Origin of the sequence: Pseudoalteromonas sp. SCQQ13 (genome assembly GCF_015864415.1) — a bacterium.
GTDB classification, from domain to species: Bacteria; Pseudomonadota; Gammaproteobacteria; order Enterobacterales; family Alteromonadaceae; genus Pseudoalteromonas; species Pseudoalteromonas nigrifaciens.
In genome coordinates this window covers 103,585-125,725 of the sequence record NZ_JADYXG010000007.1, presented here as the reverse complement: position 1 = coordinate 125,725, position 22,141 = coordinate 103,585, and the positions used below count along the sequence as shown (strand labels likewise).

Sequence of the window (22,141 nt, the reverse complement as noted above, 5' to 3'; positions counted from 1 at the left end):
TAATTTTAAGTGTAGGGTATAAATATAAGGCTTTAGCTTAAGGTGGTAAATATTAAGTCGGGCAGTTAAATTTAAATAAAGGACTTTTAATAAGGTGTGCTTATGGATTATTTAGTTGCAACCGTATTTTTTGCTGTATCAGCTTCGGTCACTCCTGGGCCAAATAACATCATGCTTATGACCTCAGGGGTAAATTTTGGCGTGCGAAAAAGCCTACCTTTACTTACGGGGATCTGTATTGGTTTTGCCTTAATGATACTACTGATAGGCTTTGGGCAATTATTTGCGTTGTTCCCTAATTTGCATTTAATTATTAAGTGCTTAGGAACACTGTACTTGCTGTATTTAGCATGGCTTATTGCTAAATCTGGCAGTGTAAACTCAACAAACAGTCAAACCAAGCCGCTTACTTTTATAAAAGGAGCACTATTTCAGTGGGTAAATGGTAAAGCATGGGTTGTAGCCACTGGTGCTATTGCGGCGTTTACAACCGTTGGCGCAGGTTATTACGGGCAAAGTTTTACATTAGCGCTGACGTTTTTGTTGGTTGCTTTTCCGTGTGCAGGAGTATGGTTGTTTTTTGGTACATTATTAAAGCAAGTATTAAAGTCTGAACGTTATAGACGCTACTTTAATTATACTATGTCGGCGTTACTGGTTTTATCGGTAGCACCTGTGGTGAAAGAAATTACGCTGCAGGTATTCTCCCAAGGCGTTTAAACAAAACACCCTGAGAGCAAATTTAAACAATAAGAAGTCAATGGGCCTAGGCTCGACCATTTTTAAAAGTCGGGCGCTACTTCAAACTCTAACTGCTGATGATTAATCGGGTGGCAAAACGATAAGTACTCGGCATGTAAATGTAATCTATTGGCTTTTTCACCGTAGTGATCATCACCAACTATGGGCATATTTAAGCCTAACTTATGCGCGCAATGTACTCTTAGCTGGTGCGTACGCCCCGTTTTAGGGTAAAGGTGCAAGCGGGTAATATTATCTTTTCGCTCTAACACCTGCCAAGTAGTAAGGGATGCTTTACCGTGTTGATAACACACTAATTGGCGCGGTTTGTCATCAAAATCTAAGCGCAGAGGTAAATCAATTGTGCCACTATTTTCAACTACATTTCCGGCAACTAAAGCAACGTAACGTTTTTCTATGGTACGCTCTATAAACTGTTTTTGCAGGGCTTTATGCGCTCTTTTATTGAGTGCAATAATTAATAACCCTGATGTTGACATATCTAAGCGATGCACAATGAGCGGGCCGGTAGCATGTGGAAATTGTGTTTTAATGCGCAAATAAACCGAGTCTTCAATATTAACCCCAGGAACGGACAAAAATTCAGCAGGTTTATTAATCACTAATATGTCCTGATCTTGGTAAATAATAGTTAAATCTTTACCAATAGCAGGGTTGATCAATAATGGATTTTCTTCTACATGTAAGCCTTTGAGCATATGCCCTAAAATGGGTTGGCATTTACTATAACAAGACGGGTAGTAATGTTTATGATGCCTAATAGCTGATTTAGGCGCAGCGCCCCACCAAAATTCTGCCAAAGCTAAAGGTTTTAAATTATGTTGATACGCATATTGCAATAACTTAGGCGCGGCGCAATCTCCTGCGCCTGCTGGTGGTGTATGCTCAGGCAAGGGTGCAAAAATAGCGTTTAGATCTTTAGTTTCGTTATTAGCATTTAAAAATTGGTATTGCGCAAACAGCTTTTTTTGTAAGCTTTTAGAAAGTGTTTTACGACGTTTTTTTAAGTGTGCAATTTCATCAGTAATATTATTTAGAGCTTGCTGCAGGGTGTCGAGTTTACTTTGCCATTGCTGCTTTAGTGCTTGCAGTTGCTTTTTTTCGACAATACTTTGCCCCGCTAACTGAATTTTTAGCTGCTCAAAGTCAGTTGGGGATAACTGAGTGCTTGCATCAGTGCGTTGTTGTTTACGCATTCGGCGGCTAACTTGCATTACCGCTTGCTGCGCTTCTAACTGCTGCTGATAAGTGGCATTGGCTTGGTTAAATGCGTTATTAAGAGTGCTAAATTGCTCACTATTTTCTAGCTGCTCAATTTGGGCGTTAATATTATTAATAATGCTGCTTTGTGCTAAATACTCAGCATCGTGTAGCTGCATATCGGCCACGGCAGGTACAAAGTTAATTTTACTGCTTACGCCCTCAAGTTGCCCCGAGTAAGCGGCTAAATAACCAAGCTGTTGCTGATTATTTTGCACCACGAGTACGCCAAACATTTTACCCGACTCTTCATTATTAGCTGGGTTTGCCAAGCACTCTAACTGTGTTTCGAGCTGTTGTTGCAACTGCTCGGTTGCTGCTACAGCAATTGCTTTAGGCTCATAGTAAAAAGGAAAAGTAAATTTTTCTGGCAGCGCCATGTGATTTACAGGCGCTGAAAATGGCGTAAAGCAAGTAGCAATATTTGGCATGGGCAATATAATAATGAAGTTTTTAACAAGATAATTAGCCAATATAATAACATAGTCGCTGCTATGTCACTAAGTGTGTTGTGCTATTAGTATGTGCCTTAATTGTTTGATGTAACGGGTTGCTGCAAAGTTTTAATTAAATGAGTAGCGCCATTATTTATCGTAATTCGTGTTAAAATATTAGCCCGTTAAAAAATCAATGTTTTAGTGAGCTAGGCTGGACTTTAATTTTACAAAACGCTAAGCGTTAATATCGTGTGTGTAGCATCAACTAGATTACTAATAAGCAAATGCATTTAAACAGAGGTTATTATGAAAACACAGCCTATGGCGTGTCGGTTAGGCTGTGGGGCATGTTGTATTGCGCCAAGTATTAGCTCGCCCATTCCAGGAATGCCAAACGGTAAAAAGGCCGGAGAGCGTTGTATTCAGCTAGATGAGCGTAATTTATGTAAGTTATTTGGCGACGCTAGTCGGCCAAAAGTATGCAGCGATTTTAGCGCCACATTAGATGTATGCGGTACAACTAATGCGCAGGCTTTAGCGCTTATTACTGAGCTTGAAGAGTTGACTTAATCCTCGTTTTTAATACACACATATTTACATTTATTTATAAATAAGTGTTTTAAATACTTGAATGCAAAAATTGAAAGCCGCGCTTTTCGCATCAGCAAGCTCAACGCTTACAATTAAAGTACAGGTTTGTGGCTGTTTTTGTAGATGCGAAGCTTGCTTGCGTGACGGGCAAAGCCTGTAAAGTGATTTACTTACAAAGAGGTTAAGAGACGCTGCGCTTTTAGAGAAAGAGATAGACCCGAAATAAGTCCTTATTATTCGAATTTAGGATTATATATTTACTCCCATTATCTGCTCTTTGTACAATAGTGTTTTACTTTAAATAATTGAACTGTGCTTTTCACGTGAGCAAGCCTATCATCTACAACCACCTGGTAAATAATAAGCTTGCTTGTGTAGTGCGCTACCAACTATACGTTGCGCTTAGCGTATATTGCTCGCCACGTCCAGGAGTGCCCGGGATCTCTTGAAACGATTCATTCCACAGGTTATCTGCGGCCAATGTAATAAATAAGTTTTTAATCTGCGGCGGCATTATTTTTAAGGTTAAATGAGTAAATAACGCATCATCATCGCCACTGCGCAGCGTATTTTCATGTTGTTTGCGCCACTCGTTATCTATACGAAACTCTAAAATATCTGTTGGGTTCCAAATAGCCGCAAGGGTTAGCCTGTGGTCTGGGTAGTTTAATGCGTAAAAGCTGGCATCTATATCGGCTGCGCCATAATTCTCTGATTTTTTTAAAAAGCTATAACTGGCAATAATTTCTGCGTTATCAAAATGCTTAGTTGCAAGAAACTCAACCCCCGAGGTATTAATATCTACCGGATTGGCAAAGCGGGCAGAAGTGGCATCAAAACTATAAGTCCAATCGGTTAAGTTATCATCTTGGCGATAAAAAACAGCAGAGTTAAAGCGCCAACTTTGTCGTTCTAATAATAAGCCCAGCTCGAGGTTTTTAGTACTTTCGCGCTCAAGGTTATAGTTACTTCTAAACAAACCGCCAGTGTCACTGCCGCCAATTGCGGTATAGCCTGCTACTTGGCTTGCCTGTGCATACGATAAATAAACAGTGCGCTCAGTGCCGTCGCTATTTTGTGTATTTAAAGTTATATCACCAATAAGTGAAATTTCAGAATCGTCACGATTGGTATCGTCAAAAGCCGCACCAAGGCGAATAGTAAGGTGTTGATCGCTCTCAAGTGCCATTTGGTACTCTGGCAGCACACTTACTTTATAATAATTACGTGAGGTAAAATTATTTTCAAGCGTGGTCGATTCAATCGAATCATTAATAAATTGCGCAGAATAATTGAGAGCAAAAGACGTGCTGTGCGCATGGCGCCCTGAAAGTGCTAGTGATTTAACGTCGGTTTGATGAAACGCTTCGAACGACATTGGGTTTTCACGAGAATACACATAGTGATCCTCGTGTTTACGATAATATGTAGATACTTCAAACGAGCTCTCGGCGCTATAGTTTTGCTTATGGTTGAGCATAAATAGCTGAGTTTTAAGATCTTCAGTTTCGTTAACCCCAAAAGGAGTATACAAATTTGGCCAACCAAAAAACTTTTCTTGAGAGCCAAAAAATAGATCGGTTTGTGAGTCTGGCCCCACTAATTGAACACGGCTTGAGGCGCGGGTAAAGTCATGATCGCCATAATCAATAGAGCCATCACTTTGTGAGTGAGAAAACTCGCCTTCCACACCCAGCTGCCAATCGGTAATACCATCTAATGGTATATTCACGCCCGCATGCAGGCTTTGTAAATTAAAATCATTGCTACCAACCCCAAGTGATACGCTACCACCTGTACTAATTGGCTTCCAAGCAAATGATACTGTACCAACTGAACTGTTAACGCCATAAAGTGCATTATCTGCTGCGGTGAATATAGCTGGGCCGCGCAGCATTTGCGGCGCTATAGGAATTTCGGCAAAATAATGTCCCGACTGCGGATCGAACAAAGTGGCGCTGCCAACCCTAAAACCAGTATTTTCGAAAATACCACCACGAATGGTTACATCTGCTTGTGCTTCGGCCATATTACGCGATTGCACATCAACACGCGGATCATACTCTAAATTAGAAACCGGTGAGTCGAAAGTGCCCACGGGTTCTTTATTTGCCGTAGGGGAGGCTTCAACCGTTATTTGCTCTATTGCAGTAGCATTTTTAGTTTCCACTTCAGCGTAGGCAAAGCTAGTAACACTGCATAGCAATGTAGGTAATAATACGGGTAATATAAGGCGCGGGGCACGATTCATGTTTTTCTCATTTTTGTATATGTAATTGTGCTAACAATTAAATCCGAAACACCCTGTTAAGGCGTGATAAAGTAGTCAAATAATTGTAATTTGGCTTGGTATTGTATATTAAAAAATTGCATTTGATAATCATTCGTAAAGTAGGGTAATTGATTTTATGAGCACAGTACAAACAAGCGAAAATTCGCATCTAGAAAGTATTTACTTTGCCGGAGGCTGCCTTTGGGGGGTACAAGAGTTTATTAAGTACTTACCCGGCGTTGTTACCACTGAGGCTGGGCGAGCTAATGGCACAAATAATACACAAGGTGAATACGACGGTTATGCCGAGTGCGTGAAAGTAACCTTTGATATAACAGCCGTGACACTCTATAAACTGATTGAATACTTTTTTGAGATTATTGACCCTTACAGTGTTAATAAGCAGGGTAACGATGTTGGTTTAAAATACCGTAGTGCTATTTATAGTAAACAGCAATGTCACTTAACAATTGCAAACGACTATATAAATCAACGCGCTGATGCAGATAAAATAGTGGTACAAGTTCAGTTGCTAACCAATTATGTTCCCAGCGATGCAGAGCACCAAGACCGGTTAACTAATTTTCCCGATGACTATTGTCATATCCCACCTGAGTTATTACATAAATATAAATCGAAATAAAGTTAAAGTCTGCTATATCAATTATGCTAAGAGCAACTGTTTCTCTCATCAGTAAGCTCTGTGGCTATAGTAAAACTTTAATAAAAAACATTCAGCCACAAAAAAGCTCACAAATTGTGAGCTTTTTATGTGCTTTAAAACCTGCCGCTACTTTTGTGGCGGGAAGTTATTTAAAATTTTAGCGACTGTTTTTCTAACCGACAGTTCACGTTGCTCAGGAGATTGGTTTTTCTTTAATCGACCATCTTCAGCGCCGCGCCATACTAACTGGTTTGATTCACGGTCAATAATATCAATAACTAAAGTACCTACTTCGTATTCACGAGCAGATATATCGTTTTGATACCCTAAACCCCACGAGCTCCAACGAGCGCCGTAGCCAATATTAAAAGAACTTACGTCTAGCTCTTTATCTACCGATGCATGGTAGTTTACCAGCACGTCTGCTTGAGCAGGATCGGCTAAGCTCATGCCCATTTTTTGATTAAGCTCACTGCTTATTGCGCTGCGTACACGTTTTTCCATTAACGCATTAATTTGATAATTATTGGTGTCTTTTGTTAAATCTGCATTTTCTACCCACGCAAACGTTTTATAGTTAGCAAAGTTTGCTGACTTGTCGTAATCCCAATCTGCGGTTTGCGTACAAGCAGTTAAAAACGCAAGTGCGGCTACAATAAAAATATTTTTCATACAGTTTACTCCTAATCTTTTTTATAAAATAACACACATTGTTAGGCAGTGTGATATTTAAGCGCTTAACAACAGTTTAGCTGTTATAGCTGAACCATTGATTAATTACTTAATGTTCAACTTCTATCCAGTCTTTTTCGTCTACCCAGTTTTGTGCACCGTCTTTAACTGAGCGAATTGGCACAATATAATCGCAGCTTGTTTGTGGTTTAACTGAGGCAAATATAGGGACGAAGCCAAAGCTAAGCGCGGTTTCAATAATTGCCTTTTGATTTTGCGGATCAATGTCGGCGGCTTCATCTATGTATATAGGTATACGGTATAAATTTTGTTCTTGTGAGCTTAACAAATAGCGAATAAACAACATACCACATAATAACTTAATAGTTATGCGCGTACCGTTTGAACCCGCCGAGTCTATTTTGTCAAAGTGTTCGGTATCGCCTGCGCGATTGACTACTTCAAAACGAATATCAAATAAATCCGTGAGGGTAAGGCCAGCTTTGTCGGAGGCGAGCTTAATTAAATGATCTTTCGCCTCGTTTACTGCGCTTTCGCTATACGGTTCTTGGCTGAGTAAATCCAGCGTGTCCCCTTGCTCAAACTGATGCGAGGTACTAATTATAGTATCTATACTATCAACTAACATTTTGCGCGGTATTACATTAATTTTAAATGCTTGCAGGTTCGAAATACGATGCTGGCTAATGCCTTTATTAAAGCTGTTCATTTCGCGGCGCAGGCGGTCTAAATCTTCGCGTAGGCCTTTAATGGTTGCGGCTACTTCTGTTAGGGCCACACGGCCTTGACGCTCAACGGCATCGCGTTCGTTATCAATGTTATGAAACGCACTAATGAGTTTTTGATACTTACTAAACTCATCGTTTTCGTTATCAAACTTGGTAATACCGGCATTATAAATATGCAAATAGGTATTGCGTACGTTTATCTCAAAGTTACGCAGCTCTTGGCAGTCTTTATTAAAGTGGTGCACTAGGTCGCTTAAATTATCAAAGTCTATTGTTACCTCTATCATGTAAGGGGTAACTTTGCCGCTGTATAAATCAAGCGTGTGATCAATTCGTTCGCTTTTCACTTGGCGCAGACGATCTGATTGGCGATTAATTTGCGCCTGTTTTGATTTAATAATTGAGCGTCTGTCGCTAATTGAGCCGCTATTTTTTTGAATGTCTTGTAGGTAGTCGTCAACCTGATCGCGCTCAGCTAACAACTGCTCTTTTAGCATGGTTTGTGCTTCAGCCGATTGCAGCATAGTGTCAAACTGCTCTAAACGTTTAAGGGCGGCCTCGGCGCTCATTAGTTCATCGTACAAGGTGTCTTTTTCTTTTTGCTTATCGGCCACATTTGCAGCTACATCGCGCTGTTGCTTAAACTCTTTTAAAGCATGCTCAAGGGCACTTAATTGAGCGGTTAGCTGCTCTTTATTTTCGCCGCTTTGCATTTGTACAGGGGAGAGCTTTTTAAGCTTAATACTCGCGCCAGGTAAGCTAAGCACGCCGCCTTTTACGTTTTCGCTTAAGTGCGATAAAAACGCACTAAATGCGTCTTCGTCATCAATGCTTATGTCGCCATTGCTGGTGGTTGCAAACGAGAGCATGTCGGGGTTTAAAATGCGCGAAATTTCTTCCACTTCTTTTAACGACAGCTCTTCGCGCATGCGGGTAAATAAATTAAACTCCAAGTTTTTAAGTTGTAGCTTTAAGCTCTTAATTTGTTTTTGGGTTTCGCTAATACGGTAGTCAAGTGTATGCAGGCTTTGCCCTTGTGCGCTGGTAATAGAGTGTGAAAGCGACTCGTAGTCTTGCTTTAACTGGGTAAGGCTCGTTTTAAGCGTGGCTTTGTTAACCAGTTCAAATTCGTTTTTAAGTGCGTTAAAATCTAAAAACCATTGCTCTATTTGCGTTTGCCTGCGCTCTATATCGCGCGACTGCTGTACGTACAAACTTTGCTTTTGTTCAAACTCGTGTTTTTCGTGTTCTATGTTTTCAAGTGCTATTGCTAGCTCTTCTAGTTGCGACTCTTGGTAGTTGTCAAAATCAATGAGTGCTTGGTCAATTTTTGGAGCATAAGCCGCTAATTTACCTTTTAGAACGGTTTGGTTCTCTAGCATCGACTCAAGCGCCGCTATGGGCTCTTGCATCGATTCAAGGGCGTGCAATTCACGTTTACTGCGGTTTACTTTATCGAACGAGCGACGCCACACTTCATAAAAGTCGACCTTAGAGTTAGACATGTGGCGCTCAAATACACGTAGCATAAAGCGTTTTACATCGGCGGCACCGAGTTTATGTAAGTTAAGAATACGGCGAAATATTTCTTTATAAATAGTCGAATCTTGAACGTTATTAAGCGGGATCATTTTTAAGTTGATCTCGTCGTCAAACGGGGTTGCGCCGCCGGTGAGTAGGGCGTTTAGTTCTTGCGCTTTTAGCTCTATGGGGTTGTAACCAAGCTGTTTTAAATGGCTGAACAGCTTAGTGTATTTAATAATGGTTTTACCTTGGGTGTACTGCTCTAAATCAAGCTTGCCTTGGTAGCAAAAATATTGATGCGCATAACCGGCAATTTTCCCCAAACCCGCTACACCAATCACTACTGAGCCATGGGGCAAATTTGCTTCAAGCAAAATGTAGGATTGATCTGACGAAAAATAAAACTTTCGGGTTTCGTCTAAATCGTGGCCATCCCATTCGGTTAGGCGTAAATCGTTAATAAGCGGAAATTGCAGGGCATTTATTACTGAGCTTTTACCCGTATTGTTGGGCGCGCAAATAGAGCTGCTTTTATCCAGCGGGATCACACACTTTGCGTAACCTGCGGTATTGAGTAGGGCGAGTTTACTTAGTCCGTATAAATTTTTCATTGCTCGTCCTCTGTTAGGTAGGTTTCTTCGTTTACTTCCATTAAGGCATCTATATAGCGATGGATAGGGGCTTGTAGCATAAAGCCTGCTTCTACTTCGCGTGCCAAACCTAAGCGTACCATGCGCAGGTACACGTCTTTGCGCAGATCTGAACCCGAAAATATCTCTAGTTGATCAAACAAATGTTTGTTAATTTGCACTAAGGTTTGCATTAACTCTAAATCGTTTACTTCGTCGAACAAGGCGCGCATTGGGTCTTTGCCGGTGTTGGCGTAGTGCTCAATTAAAATATAAATAGTGAGCGCAATAGCACGGGATATTTTGCCCATATTGGGTGTGCTTTCGTCGCTGCTAAAGTAATAAAAGCCACGGCTGTCGTGTTTTAGCTCATTACCTAGGGCGCTAAATAGCGCGCTGTACGCGTCTATGTTTTGATCCAGCTCTTGCCACATTAGGTTGTCTTGTTCGCAAATATGATAACCCGCCACTAATTTTTTATTAATTGCTTGTAAGTGGGTAAGCTCGTTTAAGTTTATTTGTGTCATGGTGATTACTCATCTGCCTTACTAGGTGTTTGCGGCTGTGAATTATAGGGATAAAGAGAAAAATACTGACCGGCAATTTTAAAGCGCGCTTTTTCATCGCTTTGGCTTTTTTCAAGCTCGTTGTCACTTACTAATTTTTGATACAAAAACAGCATTTCTTCGGCATCTAAATCGGGGTAACTTTCGTCTAAAAATTGCAGCAATGGTTGCGGCTTTTTACGTTTTGTATTGAAGCGTTTTGCAAAGCTGCTTTTAACATCGTTGTAATCGGGAATATTTGGCGTTTGAAAAGGCGGTACATCTTGCTGATCAGGCAATTGATATTCTTGATGCTCAAACTCAACCAAACTTGCCATATAGGCAATTATATGGCGTTGTTGCCCCAGCGAGTAACGCTGTGCGTCGCTCACAAAATGCGGTTGCACCGCAGTTAGCATATTGTCTACGCCATTTTTACGCACTAGCCCAAGCACTTTTGCAGCTTGGCGGGTAATTAAGTTATTACGGCGTAGTTCTTCACGCAGCGGCATTAGCATGTCGGCACTTTTACGCAGGCTTTCGCGGCCGATTAAATGCATTTCGAGAATACGGGTACGTAATTGCTCTAGCATGCGTTTGTCGGTATATGCTTTACCCGATTGCTCAATATGCTCTATTTGCGTACTAATTTGCTGCTCTATAAGGTTAAAGCAGGCATGAAAATCGCCTCGAATATCAACCATTTCTAGCATTGGCTCTATGTATTCGTCAAACGCTTCTATTACCGCTTTATAACGCTTTTGCAGCGATTGCACCGCGTTATTAGATTTAGCTTGCTCAACAATATTTAAAATGGCGTTTTCGTTGTGTGCGTACAGTTTCATTATTTTGCGCACCCGATCATCCATAATACGGCTAAAACGGCGTAAGTCGTCAAAGTCTTCCACTTCGCCCGCGTTAGCTAAGCGATCGCCAAGGCGGGCTAAATCCTCTACTAATACGCTAATTTCTTGTGCTAAACCTAAATGTTCTTCTTGCAGTAAAAATGTAGCAAAGTCGGCAATGGCACGGTTTATTTCAAGCTGCGAAGATTTCGCTAAAGGAATTATAATATCTTGATTTAACAAGCGATTAGTTTCTTTATAAATACGCTCGTTATGCCATGTAGGTTGTTTTTGTTTAATGGCATTTTGCAAATCTTTAATACTAAAGTCGGCCATTTTAAAACGTTTAAATAATAGCTCTAGCACCCCCCAATGTTCGCTAAGGGTATTTAATAGCTTTTTAGCTGGGATCATAAGGCGTTTATACATCCTAGTATGTTGTTAAATAAGTAGCTAAATAAGCTAGTTATTCGTAATTTTAATAGCGCTGATAGCTATATGGTATTCGTTTTTACAACGATTTAATAATAGTTTTTACCAGGTCATAGTGATAACATCCGCACCGAAAATAGGCACACGAAATGTGCGGCTCTATTTTCTTCATAGGTTCAATTTTTACATTATTCCAAAGGTTGTTCAATTATCATGGTTTCCTCTATTATCCTGACTTTAATAGCGATTGCATTTTTGCTGATCGTTATTGAGGATATAATCCACGTAAACAAAGCTAAAACGACACTTTTTTTTGGTACGCTCTGCTGGATTATCTCTTTTATCTTCCCTATTAATGGGCAAAGCCCTGATACGATTCAATCACTCCTTAATCATAATATTTTAGAAATTGCCTCCTTATGGTTGTTTTTAATGGCGGCAATGACCTTTGTTGCCTATTTAAACTCAAAAGGGTTTATCGAAAATATTGTTAACCGGATTATGCCAAAACGAATTAGCGAACGTAAGTTAATGTTTTTGGTTGGTGTTTTTGCATTTATATTCTCTTCTATTTCCGATAACGTAACCGCTACGCTTATATCTTTAGCGGTGGTTTTATCATTAAAACTTGAAGCCAAAAAGCTAATTAGATACGCCACGCTGATTATCTTTGCGGTTAACTCCGGTGGTGTGTCGTTAATTACCGGCGATGTAACCACGTTAATGATATTTTTAGATGGCAAAGTAACTATTAGCAATTTGTTATTGTTAATTGGGCCAGCATTTGTAAGTGTGATGCTGTTAGCCGCACTGTTGTCAATTGGCTTAAATGGCCAGCTCGACTTTACTAAAACCAAGCAAAAACGCATTGAAAAAACCGATATTACAATTGCAGTTATCTTCTTATCTACGGTTATTGCTACCTTAACACTGAGTGTTTTATACAGTGTACCGCCATTGCTTACCTTTTTGTTTGGTTTGTCTATGATGTTTTTAGTAGCGCAATTTTTAATGCGCAAAAAAGACATAAACAAAGACATGATAGATTTCATTCGTGAAATAGAATACGACACCTTGTTGTTTTTTGTAGGTGTATTATTACTGGTAGGAGCGCTAAAAGAAGTTGGTATGTTAAGCCACTTTAGCGACCTGTACACAATAATGGCACCTGAATACGCAAACTATTTAATGGGTATATTGTCGGCAGGCGTTGATAACGTACCACTTACAGCCGCGTTATTAAAAGCAGATATAGTAATGACACAACAGCATTGGCTGTCGTTTACCTATGCCACAGGCGTAGGGGGCTCTATGTTAATTATAGGCTCAGCGGCGGGTATTATTGCCATGAGTAAAGTTAAAGAACTGACCTTTATGAACTACTTACGTTTGTCGTTTTATTTATTAATTTGTTACACCGTAGGCTATACCGGCTCATACTTAATGGCTGGTTTTGTTTAATATTAGTTATTAAAGTGCTTGACAGCTAGATGTCTAAACGATAACTTTCAAAGCCCCAGTAAAGTATTGAGCTTTTCAATATATTGCTGGGGTTTTGTTTTATTAGTGATTGCTGAAATAGCCATTAATACAACATTCAGAAGAGGTGCGATACTTAGGTATTTAATGTGAGGTGACGAACGCCGTTGAGCATTAAAGAGGGAAGTACTCGCCGAGAAAAATAACACGTCGTCGTCGTTATTTTTCGGTTTATGGGGCTGAATCCTCAAAACTGTCACCAATATAGGTGGAGAGCTTCTGGCAGTGAATTTTCTTACCTTATATTTGCTGCCAAGTTCTTCTTGTTTTATTACGGTTTGGATGCCGTGAAAGGAGACGAAATGACAACCCAATCAGTGCCACATGTATTATTAGGCAACAAATCAAATTATACCGTTGCTAAATTTGGCGGCACCAGCGTAGCTAACTTTGCAGCTATGGATCACAGTAGTAAAATAATAGTAGCAGATAAAAGCGTGCGTATTGTTGCACTAAGCGCCAGCGCAGGAGTCACTAATCATTTAGTTGAGCTGTGCAATAGCAGCCTTAGCGAAGATGAGCGCCAAGCGCATATTAACGGTGTGCTAGCGATTCAGCAGGCTATTTTAGCTGAATTGAGTTTAGATACCGATTTAGAGCAGGGCTTTGCCCAGACGTTAGCGGCATTTGAAAAACTAGCCAGCCAAACGTTACAAACAAAAGCGCTACATGACGAGCTATTAAGTTTTGGCGAGCGATTATCAACTTATTTATTTACCCAAGTGCTGCGCTCAAAAGGTTTAAATGCAATACGCTTTGACGTGCGCCAAGTGCTTAAAACCGACAGTCAATTTGGTAAAGCAACTCCTAATGTTGCAGCTACTGCACAAGCAGCAAGCGCATTACTTATTCCGCTGTTAGACGATCAAGTAATTGTTACACAGGGCTTTATTGGCAGCGACGAGCACGGCCAAACGACCACTTTAGGGCGCGGTGGATCAGACTACAGCGCGGCATTATTGGCCGAGGCTATTCATGCCAAAAGTGTACATATTTGGACTGATGTAGTGGGTATTTTTAGTACCGACCCGCGTTTATGTGTAAAAGCCACGCCAATTGCACGCCTCAGCTTTGACGAAGCCGCCGAAATGGCTACCTTTGGTGCAAAAGTATTGCATCCGGCAACTATTTTACCCGCCAGCCGCAGCCATATTAATGTGTTTGTAGGGTCGAGCCGTGAACCTGAGCGTGGTGGTACTTGGATTGAGCGTGAAAAGTCGCAACTGCCAGGAATCCGCGCAGTAACACAACGCAAAAACCAAATATTACTTACTCTTAAAAGCCCAGAAATGCTATTAGCTAGTGGCTTTTTAGCACGAGTATTTACTATTTTAAGTGAGTTTAATATTTCGGTAGATTTAGTGACCACCTCTGAAATTAGCGTAGCAATAACGCTTGATAACGCGCCTAATGCATCGCGCCCAGAGCTTGATCAGGGGTGTTTAGATAAACTTGCTGAGTTTTGCCATGTATCGGTAGAAAATAACTTAACTTTAGTGGCGCTTATTGGCTCAGAAATACAGTTACGCCAGCATGAAATGAACTTAATGCAGGTATTAAGTGACTTTAATATACGGCTAATTTGCCACGGTGCAAGTAAGCATAACTTGTGCTTTTTGGTCGAGCAAGGCGAATCCGACAACGTAGTGCAAGCTATTCATAGCCGACTATTAGAGAGCGATTGCGCGGCCTAATACAGCTAAATTAATAAGAGAGCACTGCCAGTCAGTGCTTTTTTCACTCACTACACTTATATCAAACTTACCCACCACAGCACTGCTGGCATTAAGCTGCGCGCAAGTTAACTCAGTAAACACATTAGGGCTTAGCAACTTGGCAATAGGGCGGCTGGTGGCTTTAGCGAGCGCTTCTTTTAAGGTCCAAATTCTAAAAAAGTGTTTAGCTTGATCCTCTGCATTGGCAGGCTTGGTGATCAGCGCAATTTCATCGGTATGATAAAAATGCTTTGCGAGCTTTTCAAATGGGCGCTTTGTGCTTATTTTTTCAATATCGAAACCAAACTGGGCTTTTGTAGGGTTAAGTGCAGCGCCAACAAAACCATTAGAATGCGATATACAGGTATTAATAACGGTGTGGCTGTTATTAATGTGTAGCGCTAATTTACTTGTTTGTAGGTTAAACTCTGAACTTATATTACACGGCTTAATGCCCGCCATATTAGGGTGCGAGGTTATAACTAAATACTTAAGTAATAATCGCGTGGCTAAATATTCTTGCTTGGCCGAGACACTTTTACGGCGGTTTATTATTTGCAGCTCAAAAGGGCTTAAATAATCAGGCAAATTATATTGGCTTATATCGAGCGTTTTAGCGTCAAACAATAAAATAGGACTTTTATTGTTACTAAAAGGCTGATTAATTTGCAGGGTGTTTTTAAAGTAAAGTGAACTCATAAACGCTCAAAATAATAATAAATTTAATACCGATTACCTGCTTGTATGCATAAGCTGAACATATAGTGAGCGGTTGTTAGTTGTTGTGCGCGCTAGGTACATTTTTATTACTAAGGCGCGATGAAATATGGTTTAATTCACAACAGCTAAAATAATAACAGATTTGTAGGTGTATGACACAAGTGCGTGATGGTTTTCAAAGTCGACTTGGTTTTGTATTGGCCGCCGCTGGCGCAGCGGTAGGTTTAGGTAATATATGGGGTTTTCCTACGCAGGCTGCTAATCATGGTGGCGGTGCTTTTTTACTGGTTTACTTTATTGTTATATTTTTACTTGCTTTGCCGGCTTTATATACCGAGCTGTATTTAGGGTATTACGCCCAAGCTAATCCGGTAAAAGCACTTAGGCAAGCATGGCAAAATAAAGCCCCTAAAGTAGGCGCGGCTGCAGGTTATATTGGCCTTGGCGGCGCTATTGTAATGCTTAGCTTTTATTCAATAGTGGCGGGGTGGATGCTGTCGTATGCTATTGAACCCGTAACTACATTTTTAGGCTTTAGCGGCGCTAGCGAATTTTTACACAGCGACTCTGCGCTGCGTAATTTTGTGTTTACCCCACTTATGCTTATTTTAACCGCGAGTATTATTTTAAAAGGGGTTAAATCGGGTATTGAAACCTGGTCACGGCGTTTAATGCCGGTGCTACTAGTATTGCTAATTGGTTTAATTATTTATATTGCAACGCTAGATGGTGCAAGTGATGGCTTTGCAGCGTATTTAATACCTGATTTTAGCCAAATACTCGACCCTAACTTAATTATTGCAGCTATGGGGCAAGCCTTTTTCTCCTTATCGCTAGGTGTGGGCTGTATGATGATTTACGGCTCGTATTTAAAACCCGGTGCTAACTTACCAAAACTGACTGCCAGCGTAGCACTACTCGATACCAGTGTGGCCTTTTTAGCTGGTTTACTTATTGTGCCTGCTATTTATGTGGCGCAGCACAACGGCGTAGAAGTGTTTAGTAACGGTAAATTAATTGGCGAAGGGCAGCTTATTTTTGCCATTTTACCAGCGTTATTCAGCACCATGGGCGATATTGGCTTATTGGTTGGTTTATTGTTTTTTGTATTAATGTCGATAGCATCGGTTACTTCTACTATATCAACCACCGAAATTCCGGTGGCGTTTTTAGTCGAAAACCACGGCGTTGATCGCACTAAAGCTACGTGGCTGGTTAGTGGCGTAGTGCTAGTGTTTGCCAGCTTAATAATACTTAATTTTGATTGGTTATTTGGCTTGGTTATTATGGTATTTACCCAGTACCAATTACCGTTAATGGGGCTGTTTTACTTTGTTACAGTGGGCTGGTTATGGCAGCGCGGTAACAAATTACACCAAGCAACTAGCGGCGCGCATTACTGGTTTGCTCAGTACATACGTTTTGTTTGTCCAATATTAATGACCTTGGTATTTGCCAATGTGGCATTTAGTAGTTAAGCATTACTGCACGTTATAAAAAAACGGGAGCTTTTGCTCTCGTTTTGCTTTGTTATCTAGCTGTTAGCAATAACTGATTTTCAATTGCCTGCTTTAACGTTTCTGGCTTGGTGCGCGGCGCATAACGAGAAACAAGTTGGCCTTGCGAATTAATTAAAAATTTAGTGAAGTTCCACTTTATTACTCGTCCTTGCGAAATACCTCTGGTGTGCAGCTTTAAGTAATTAAACAAGGGGTGAGCTTCTGGGCCGTTTACCATTACTTTGGCAAATATTTCAAATGTGGTATTAAATTGCGCTTGATAAAAGCTGTTAATGGCTAAATTATCAAGCGGCTCCTTTTGGCCAAATTGATTGCACGGAAACGCTAAAATGGTAAATCCACTGTTTTTATACTGCTGATACAGTTTTTCTAAAGCGGTTAACTGCGCCGAAAAATGACATTCACTGGCAATATTTACAATAAGTAGCGTTTTGCCTTTTAACTGCTTAAAAGAAAAAAGCGCCTTGTTACAGCATTCTGCATTAAATTGATAAATACTATCCATAGATCACCTACTTAATTTCCTATTAAATAAACTTTATAAAGACTTCATTCGCTTTTTTATCAACCGATTGACATAATCAGGCATGGTTTTTAAGTTATCAGTTTAATAGGTCATTTTTATGTCAATGAAAGTAGCATTTATAGGTTTAGGCGTAATGGGTTACCCAATGGCGGGGCATTTAGCAAAAGCAGGGCACAGTGTGTGCGTTTATAACCGTACTCAAGCTAAAGCTCAAAAGTGGGCTAACGAATTTAGCGGCAGCTTTGCAGCCTCTCCACGCGAAGCTGTAAACGATGCCGACATTGTATTTATGTGTGTGGGTAACGACGACGATTTACGCTCGGTAGTATATGGCGAAAATGGGGTGTTAGCCGGTATTAAAGCGGGCAGTATTTTGGTCGATCATACTACTACTTCAGCAACTGTGGCACGCGAAGTGGCAGCAAAAGCAGCGTTATTAAAAGTCGACTTTATTGACGCGCCAGTATCGGGTGGCCAAGCTGGCGCCGAAAATGGCGTGCTTACAGTAATGGCTGGTGGCAGCGAAGCTGTATTTGCCAAAGTGCAGCCTGTTATGACGGCATTTAGTCGTTTTAGCCAATTGTTAGGTGGCGTAGGCTCAGGGCAATTATGTAAAATGGTTAATCAAATTTGTATTGCGGGTGCAGTACAGGGCTTAGCCGAAGGCTTACATTTTGCAAAGCAAGCAGGGCTTGATGGTGAAAAAGTAATAGAAACTATTTCTAAAGGCGCAGCCGGTTCGTGGCAAATGGAAAACCGTTACAAAACCATGTGGGCAGGGGAATACGACTTTGGTTTTGCAGTTGATTGGATGCGTAAAGACTTAGGCATAGCGCTTAATGAGGCTAAAAATAACGGCGCAACGCTAGCAATGACAGCCACAGTAGATGGGTACTACGCCGACGTGCAAGCATTAGGCGGTGGCCGCTACGATACATCAAGCTTACTTGCACGCATTGAAGCACAGCATAAAAAATAACGTTTACCTTGAGTATGTCGTTGTAGACGCCAAGCTTGCGTGCAAAGCCCGTAAAGTGATTTATTCACCAAGAGGTTAAGAGGCGCTGCGCTTTTAGAGGAAGTGATAGATCTAAAAAGATCATTGTTGGTTTTATGTCTTCTCATTTACTTAAAACAAAAAACGCGACGCTTTAGTTATAAAGCGTCGCGTTTTTGTATGCCTTGTACCAATAAACTTAAAGCAAGCTACATGCTTTGTGCGTAGTTATATAAGGCTTTTAAAATGGTTAGGTTTTTTTCACTGTCGTCGTGCTCATGGGCTAAATTTTCAAGTGTGATCATAAAGTCTTGAGCGTTAATTGAGGGTTGATCTTCCCCGTGCATTAACTTGTTTTGACAATACTGACGCCATTGATCCAGCTCTTGCTGGTTAAGCGTTTGCGGCCAGTTACGAGCGCGGTATCTAAACAATAAAGTATTAAACTTTTTATTTTCAAAATCGAGTTTTAAATCGGCTAAGTCTTCGGGTTTTGCATCGCGAATAATCGCAAATTTAGCTTTATCAGCATGGCTAGTAAACCCATCGTAAAGTAAATAGTCAACGTTAGTTGTGGCGCTGTAATCGCCTTGTTCGTTAAACACCTCAGTTACTTTATCGCGCAACTCGCTATTGGCTTTTAACACCGCCAAGTTTTTTAAACATTGCTCGCGGTCAATGCCTAAACGCGCTGCATTTTCAGGTAATAACGTTTTAGCAGGTGCTAAAATAGGGCACTTGTTTAAATGCACTAGTTTTAACCCTACGGGTAATTCGTCTTCAGCTAAATCAATACGCTTGGTATATAAACGTTTACGTAATTGCTCAACACTTAAATCAATAAGTACTTGTGGGCTTTGGGTTAAATCAAAACAAATTACGGCATTTTTATTTACCGGATGAAAGCTCATAGGTGCAACCCAGCTAGTACAGCCTTGCGTTGCTGGAATGCGTGAGCTGGTATGTACAAGCGGGGTCATGTTAAATACATCAACCAACTCAGCCAAGGCTTTTTTACCACGTAAACTAAAAAAGAAGTTATACAGCTTTGGCTGCTTGTCTTTTATTAGTTTAGCCAGTGCAATAGTAGCGGTTACATCGCTTAGTGCATCGTGCGCCGCAGCGTGTTCAATACCGTTGGCAACGGTTAAATGCTCTAACTTAAAGCTTGGGCTACCGTCTTCTTTTAACGGCCATTCAATGCCCTCTGGGCGCAGTGCATAACAAGCACGCACTAAATCAATAATGTCCCAGCGGCTATTGTTGTTTTTATATTCGCGCTCGTACGGGTCGTAAAAGTTACGATAAAAGCTATAACGGCTTACTTCGTCATCAAAGCGAATACTGTTATAACCGGCAACACAGGTATTTGGCACACTAAATTGTGCATGAATTTTTGCTATAAATTCAGCCTCAACCAAGCCTTTTTTCATCGCCACTTGTGGCGTAATACCGGTAATTAAACACGCCTCAGGATGCGGCAAGTAATCCGCCTGCGGTTTACAGTATTCAATAAGCGGCTCACCAATAATATTCAAATCAAGATCAGTACGAACACCCGCAAACTGGCTCGGCTTATCCTTTTGCGGACTAGCCCCCCAAGTCTCGTAGTCGTGCCAATAGATTGTTGCTTGATTTTGCTCTTGATATGCCATGCGTAAAACCTTGAGTAGTTAACTTTAAAGCGCCAAAAATAGCGCCAAGTTACTAAAATTATGAATTATTTAGATTATGGCATATGGGCGGGGGAGTTTATAGTTTTGGGTGAAAAATGATGTGCTTGCTTTTTAAGCATAAGTGAAGCAAAAAGTAAGTAGAGGGGCTACGACAACTAGATAAATTATATGAGAGTAAATTAATGAATCATCACTAGACTAAAGTCTATAGGTTAGTTTTATTCACCTATCGAGTTTATTTTAATCGTTTGTCGATTTTGTGTTAATTCTCTAAAGTTCAGTTGTCGGCAACAAGCACGACTTAACTAATAGGACTATGACCATGAAATTAACACTTATCAAAACTATCGCTCTTAGCTCACTACTTACATGTTCAGCTGCTGCAATGGCTGAGCAAAGTGATTACAAATTAATGGTTATTGAAACCGCAACTGCACCACAGCAGTTGGAGCAATCGTTTAACAGCTGTGCGCTTAACGTTAAGTCAAAAAATTACGCTGAAGCTGAAGCCGTGTGTACACAAGCAATTGCACTATTAAATAATGCACAAGGCTCTAAATTTAAACTACGCCAGCTTACATCGTACGCGTTAAGTAACCGTGGTGTTGCACGTTTAAAAGCAAATAACGAGACTGCTGCAATCGCTGATTTATACGAGGCAGTGCAGCTTAATAAAAACGCACTTGTATCACATAACTTAACGCGCGCTAAACAAGAGCTATCTTTATAAGAAGCATTAAATAGCAAAGATTAAAAAGGGCGATGCCTTTATAAAGTATTATTATTAATTGTGAACAACAAAAAATGCCGCTCATTTTACTGAGCGGCATTTTTGTATTACTAATTTATGTGGTTGCTAGCTTAGCCTGCAACGGGTGTACTGCCTGTTGGAATGTCTTTCATGCTTTTAATTAGCATGTAAATACAGGTGGTGGCTAAGCAGCCACCTAAATAAAGTAAAATACCATCGCTTGCATCAGAGAAGTTAGCTGCAAGCATTGGGCCTAGCACAGAGCCTAGGCTGTAGCTTAAAAGCATGATTTCGGTTGCTGATACAATTTTAGCCATAGGCAAAGAGTCGCAGGCGAGCGTAATGGCAATAGGATAAAGTGCAAAGCTTGCTGCCCCTAACACTAAATAGCTAACAACTAAGCCGCTAAAGCTGGTTGCTTGCAATATACCTAACACACTTGCTGCACCTAAAAAGCAAAACATTGCCATGAGTAAGTTTTTACCCATACGAGTAGATAAGTAACTTACAAGTGGCTGTACTAACATGCCGCCAAGAATAATAATTGCCATTAGCAAACCTGTGTATTGAGCTTGCTCGCTTTGTGCTGCGATATATACAGGCATTAATCCGTAAATTGGCCCCAGTAATAGCCCCGACGCTAAGCAACCTAATATTGCTGGACGGCTAAGGGTTTTAATTTCTTTTAATGGCAGTTTTTGTAGCTCTTGGCTATCTGGTTGGCCTGATGTAATTAATAGCGGTGCTAAAATTGCTAGCAATAATAAACCAACTACAAATAAGTAGGGCACAGCGCCTACCGTGCCTAGCGGTGCTATAGCAAGTTGGCCTACTGCGCTGCCGCCATAAAGCGAGGTCATGTAAAGGCCTAAACGTTTAGCACGAGCTTTAGGCGTGTTGGTCATTAATAACCACGATTCAACCACCACAAATACACCTGCAACGGCCATACCGGCAACAAAACGCGCCATTAACCAAACCCCAGCTTTAGGCATAACTAGCTGAGCAAGAACACTTAAAATTAATAAACTAAGAAATAAAATAAAAGCAAACCTGTGGCCTATTTTTACTACTATGCGTTCAATGCATGTAGCGCCAATAAGTAAGCCAAAATAAAATACACTCGCTAGCCATGGGGCAAGATCTACATCGAGTTTAAATGCCGATAGCGATAGCGGGATCAGGCTCATTAAAAAGCCAGAAGCTATAGCAAAAAAAGACAAACCGATAACAGGTGCTAACGGGTTATTTGACTTGCTAGTAGCAACGAATTCTATCATTAGAATTATCCGATTTTAAGGTCATAAATAAACGC

18 protein-coding genes and 1 riboswitch are annotated in these 22,141 nt (G+C 40.6%); of the genes, 8 read left to right on the top strand and 10 right to left on the bottom strand.

Translation table 11 applies throughout. The features are described 5' to 3' along the window. Positions 1–102: 102 nt before the first annotated feature. The gene (locus tag I6F41_RS07735) at positions 103–720 is read left to right on the top strand and encodes a LysE family translocator (protein WP_197108065.1); all 618 of its coding nucleotides are present in this window, start codon (positions 103–105) and stop codon (positions 718–720) included. Positions 721–782: 62 nt separating this feature from the next. On the opposite strand, the gene I6F41_RS07730 is transcribed toward I6F41_RS07735, so the two are convergent. Continuing rightward, complete coding sequence (locus I6F41_RS07730; RefSeq protein WP_197108064.1) at positions 783–2,453, bottom strand: RluA family pseudouridine synthase; 1,671 nt, start codon at positions 2,451–2,453, stop codon at positions 783–785. 312 nt (positions 2,454–2,765) lie between these two features. Here I6F41_RS07730 and I6F41_RS07725 point away from each other — a divergent pair, with 312 nt between their 5' ends. After that, complete coding sequence (locus tag I6F41_RS07725) at positions 2,766–3,029, top strand: YkgJ family cysteine cluster protein (protein ID WP_011327924.1); 264 nt, start codon at positions 2,766–2,768, stop codon at positions 3,027–3,029. Positions 3,030–3,432: 403 nt separating this feature from the next. Here the strand turns inward: I6F41_RS07725 and I6F41_RS07720 are convergent, their stop codons facing one another. Beyond that, the gene (locus I6F41_RS07720) at positions 3,433–5,301 is read right to left on the bottom strand and encodes a TonB-dependent receptor plug domain-containing protein (RefSeq protein ID WP_197108063.1); all 1,869 of its coding nucleotides are present in this window, start codon (positions 5,299–5,301) and stop codon (positions 3,433–3,435) included. Positions 5,302–5,458: 157 nt separating this feature from the next. Between I6F41_RS07720 and I6F41_RS07715 the strand changes: the two genes are divergently transcribed. After that, positions 5,459–5,965, top strand: coding sequence for a peptide-methionine (S)-S-oxide reductase (locus I6F41_RS07715; protein ID WP_197108062.1), 507 nt, complete (start codon positions 5,459–5,461; stop codon positions 5,963–5,965). 147 nt (positions 5,966–6,112) lie between these two features. On the opposite strand, the gene I6F41_RS07710 is transcribed toward I6F41_RS07715, so the two are convergent. From I6F41_RS07710 to I6F41_RS07695, 4 genes are all read right to left on the bottom strand, one after another. Beyond that, complete coding sequence (locus I6F41_RS07710) at positions 6,113–6,658, bottom strand: DUF4136 domain-containing protein (protein ID WP_011327927.1); 546 nt, start codon at positions 6,656–6,658, stop codon at positions 6,113–6,115. 109 nt (positions 6,659–6,767) lie between these two features. Beyond that, complete coding sequence (locus I6F41_RS07705; RefSeq protein ID WP_011327928.1) at positions 6,768–9,542, bottom strand: ATPase; 2,775 nt, start codon at positions 9,540–9,542, stop codon at positions 6,768–6,770. Continuing rightward, on the bottom strand, positions 9,539–10,087 hold the full coding sequence (locus tag I6F41_RS07700; protein ID WP_058373159.1) for a condensin complex protein MksE: 549 nt from the start codon (positions 10,085–10,087) through the stop codon (positions 9,539–9,541). The genes I6F41_RS07705 and I6F41_RS07700 overlap by 4 nt, the downstream gene beginning before the upstream one ends. Positions 10,088–10,092: 5 nt before the next feature. Beyond that, a complete protein-coding gene (locus I6F41_RS07695; protein ID WP_182677127.1) occupies positions 10,093–11,364 on the bottom strand; it encodes a hypothetical protein in 1,272 nt (423 codons plus the stop codon). Between the two features lie 231 nt (positions 11,365–11,595). Between I6F41_RS07695 and nhaD the strand changes: the two genes are divergently transcribed. Together nhaD and lysC are read left to right on the top strand one after the other, a co-directional pair. Then, positions 11,596–12,843, top strand: a complete 1,248-nt coding sequence (gene nhaD / locus I6F41_RS07690) for a sodium:proton antiporter NhaD (protein ID WP_089368114.1) — start codon at positions 11,596–11,598, stop codon at positions 12,841–12,843. Between the two features lie 132 nt (positions 12,844–12,975). Then, positions 12,976–13,148: riboswitch (Lysine riboswitch) on the top strand. A gap of 75 nt (positions 13,149–13,223) precedes the next feature. Next, positions 13,224–14,615 (top strand): lysine-sensitive aspartokinase 3, encoded by a 1,392-nt coding sequence (gene lysC, locus I6F41_RS07685; RefSeq protein ID WP_182683251.1) that lies wholly within the window; start codon positions 13,224–13,226, stop codon positions 14,613–14,615. Here lysC and I6F41_RS07680 read toward each other — a convergent pair. Further along, the gene (locus I6F41_RS07680) at positions 14,592–15,335 is read right to left on the bottom strand and encodes a 4'-phosphopantetheinyl transferase family protein (RefSeq protein WP_182683252.1); all 744 of its coding nucleotides are present in this window, start codon (positions 15,333–15,335) and stop codon (positions 14,592–14,594) included. The two genes, lysC and I6F41_RS07680, sit on opposite strands and share 24 nt — an antisense overlap. Before the next feature lie 173 nt (positions 15,336–15,508). Between I6F41_RS07680 and I6F41_RS07675 the strand changes: the two genes are divergently transcribed. Next, positions 15,509–16,834 (top strand): sodium-dependent transporter, encoded by a 1,326-nt coding sequence (locus I6F41_RS07675; protein ID WP_011327935.1) that lies wholly within the window; start codon positions 15,509–15,511, stop codon positions 16,832–16,834. 52 nt (positions 16,835–16,886) lie between these two features. Here the strand turns inward: I6F41_RS07675 and I6F41_RS07670 are convergent, their stop codons facing one another. Continuing rightward, positions 16,887–17,381 (bottom strand): glutathione peroxidase, encoded by a 495-nt coding sequence (locus I6F41_RS07670; protein ID WP_089368115.1) that lies wholly within the window; start codon positions 17,379–17,381, stop codon positions 16,887–16,889. 118 nt (positions 17,382–17,499) lie between these two features. On the opposite strand from I6F41_RS07670, the gene I6F41_RS07665 reads away from it, so the two are divergent. Beyond that, on the top strand, positions 17,500–18,381 hold the full coding sequence (locus tag I6F41_RS07665) for an NAD(P)-dependent oxidoreductase (RefSeq protein ID WP_182683253.1): 882 nt from the start codon (positions 17,500–17,502) through the stop codon (positions 18,379–18,381). Positions 18,382–18,608: 227 nt separating this feature from the next. On the opposite strand, the gene sbcB is transcribed toward I6F41_RS07665, so the two are convergent. Next, the gene (sbcB, locus tag I6F41_RS07660; protein WP_011327938.1) at positions 18,609–20,054 is read right to left on the bottom strand and encodes an exodeoxyribonuclease I; all 1,446 of its coding nucleotides are present in this window, start codon (positions 20,052–20,054) and stop codon (positions 18,609–18,611) included. Positions 20,055–20,397: 343 nt separating this feature from the next. Between sbcB and I6F41_RS07655 the strand changes: the two genes are divergently transcribed. Further along, positions 20,398–20,805, top strand: a complete 408-nt coding sequence (locus I6F41_RS07655; RefSeq protein ID WP_011327941.1) for a hypothetical protein — start codon at positions 20,398–20,400, stop codon at positions 20,803–20,805. A gap of 131 nt (positions 20,806–20,936) precedes the next feature. On the opposite strand, the gene I6F41_RS07650 is transcribed toward I6F41_RS07655, so the two are convergent. Beyond that, positions 20,937–22,106: an MFS transporter gene (locus tag I6F41_RS07650; protein WP_011327942.1), complete on the bottom strand. Its 1,170-nt coding sequence runs from the start codon at positions 22,104–22,106 to the stop codon at positions 20,937–20,939. Positions 22,107–22,141 lie beyond the last annotated feature (35 nt).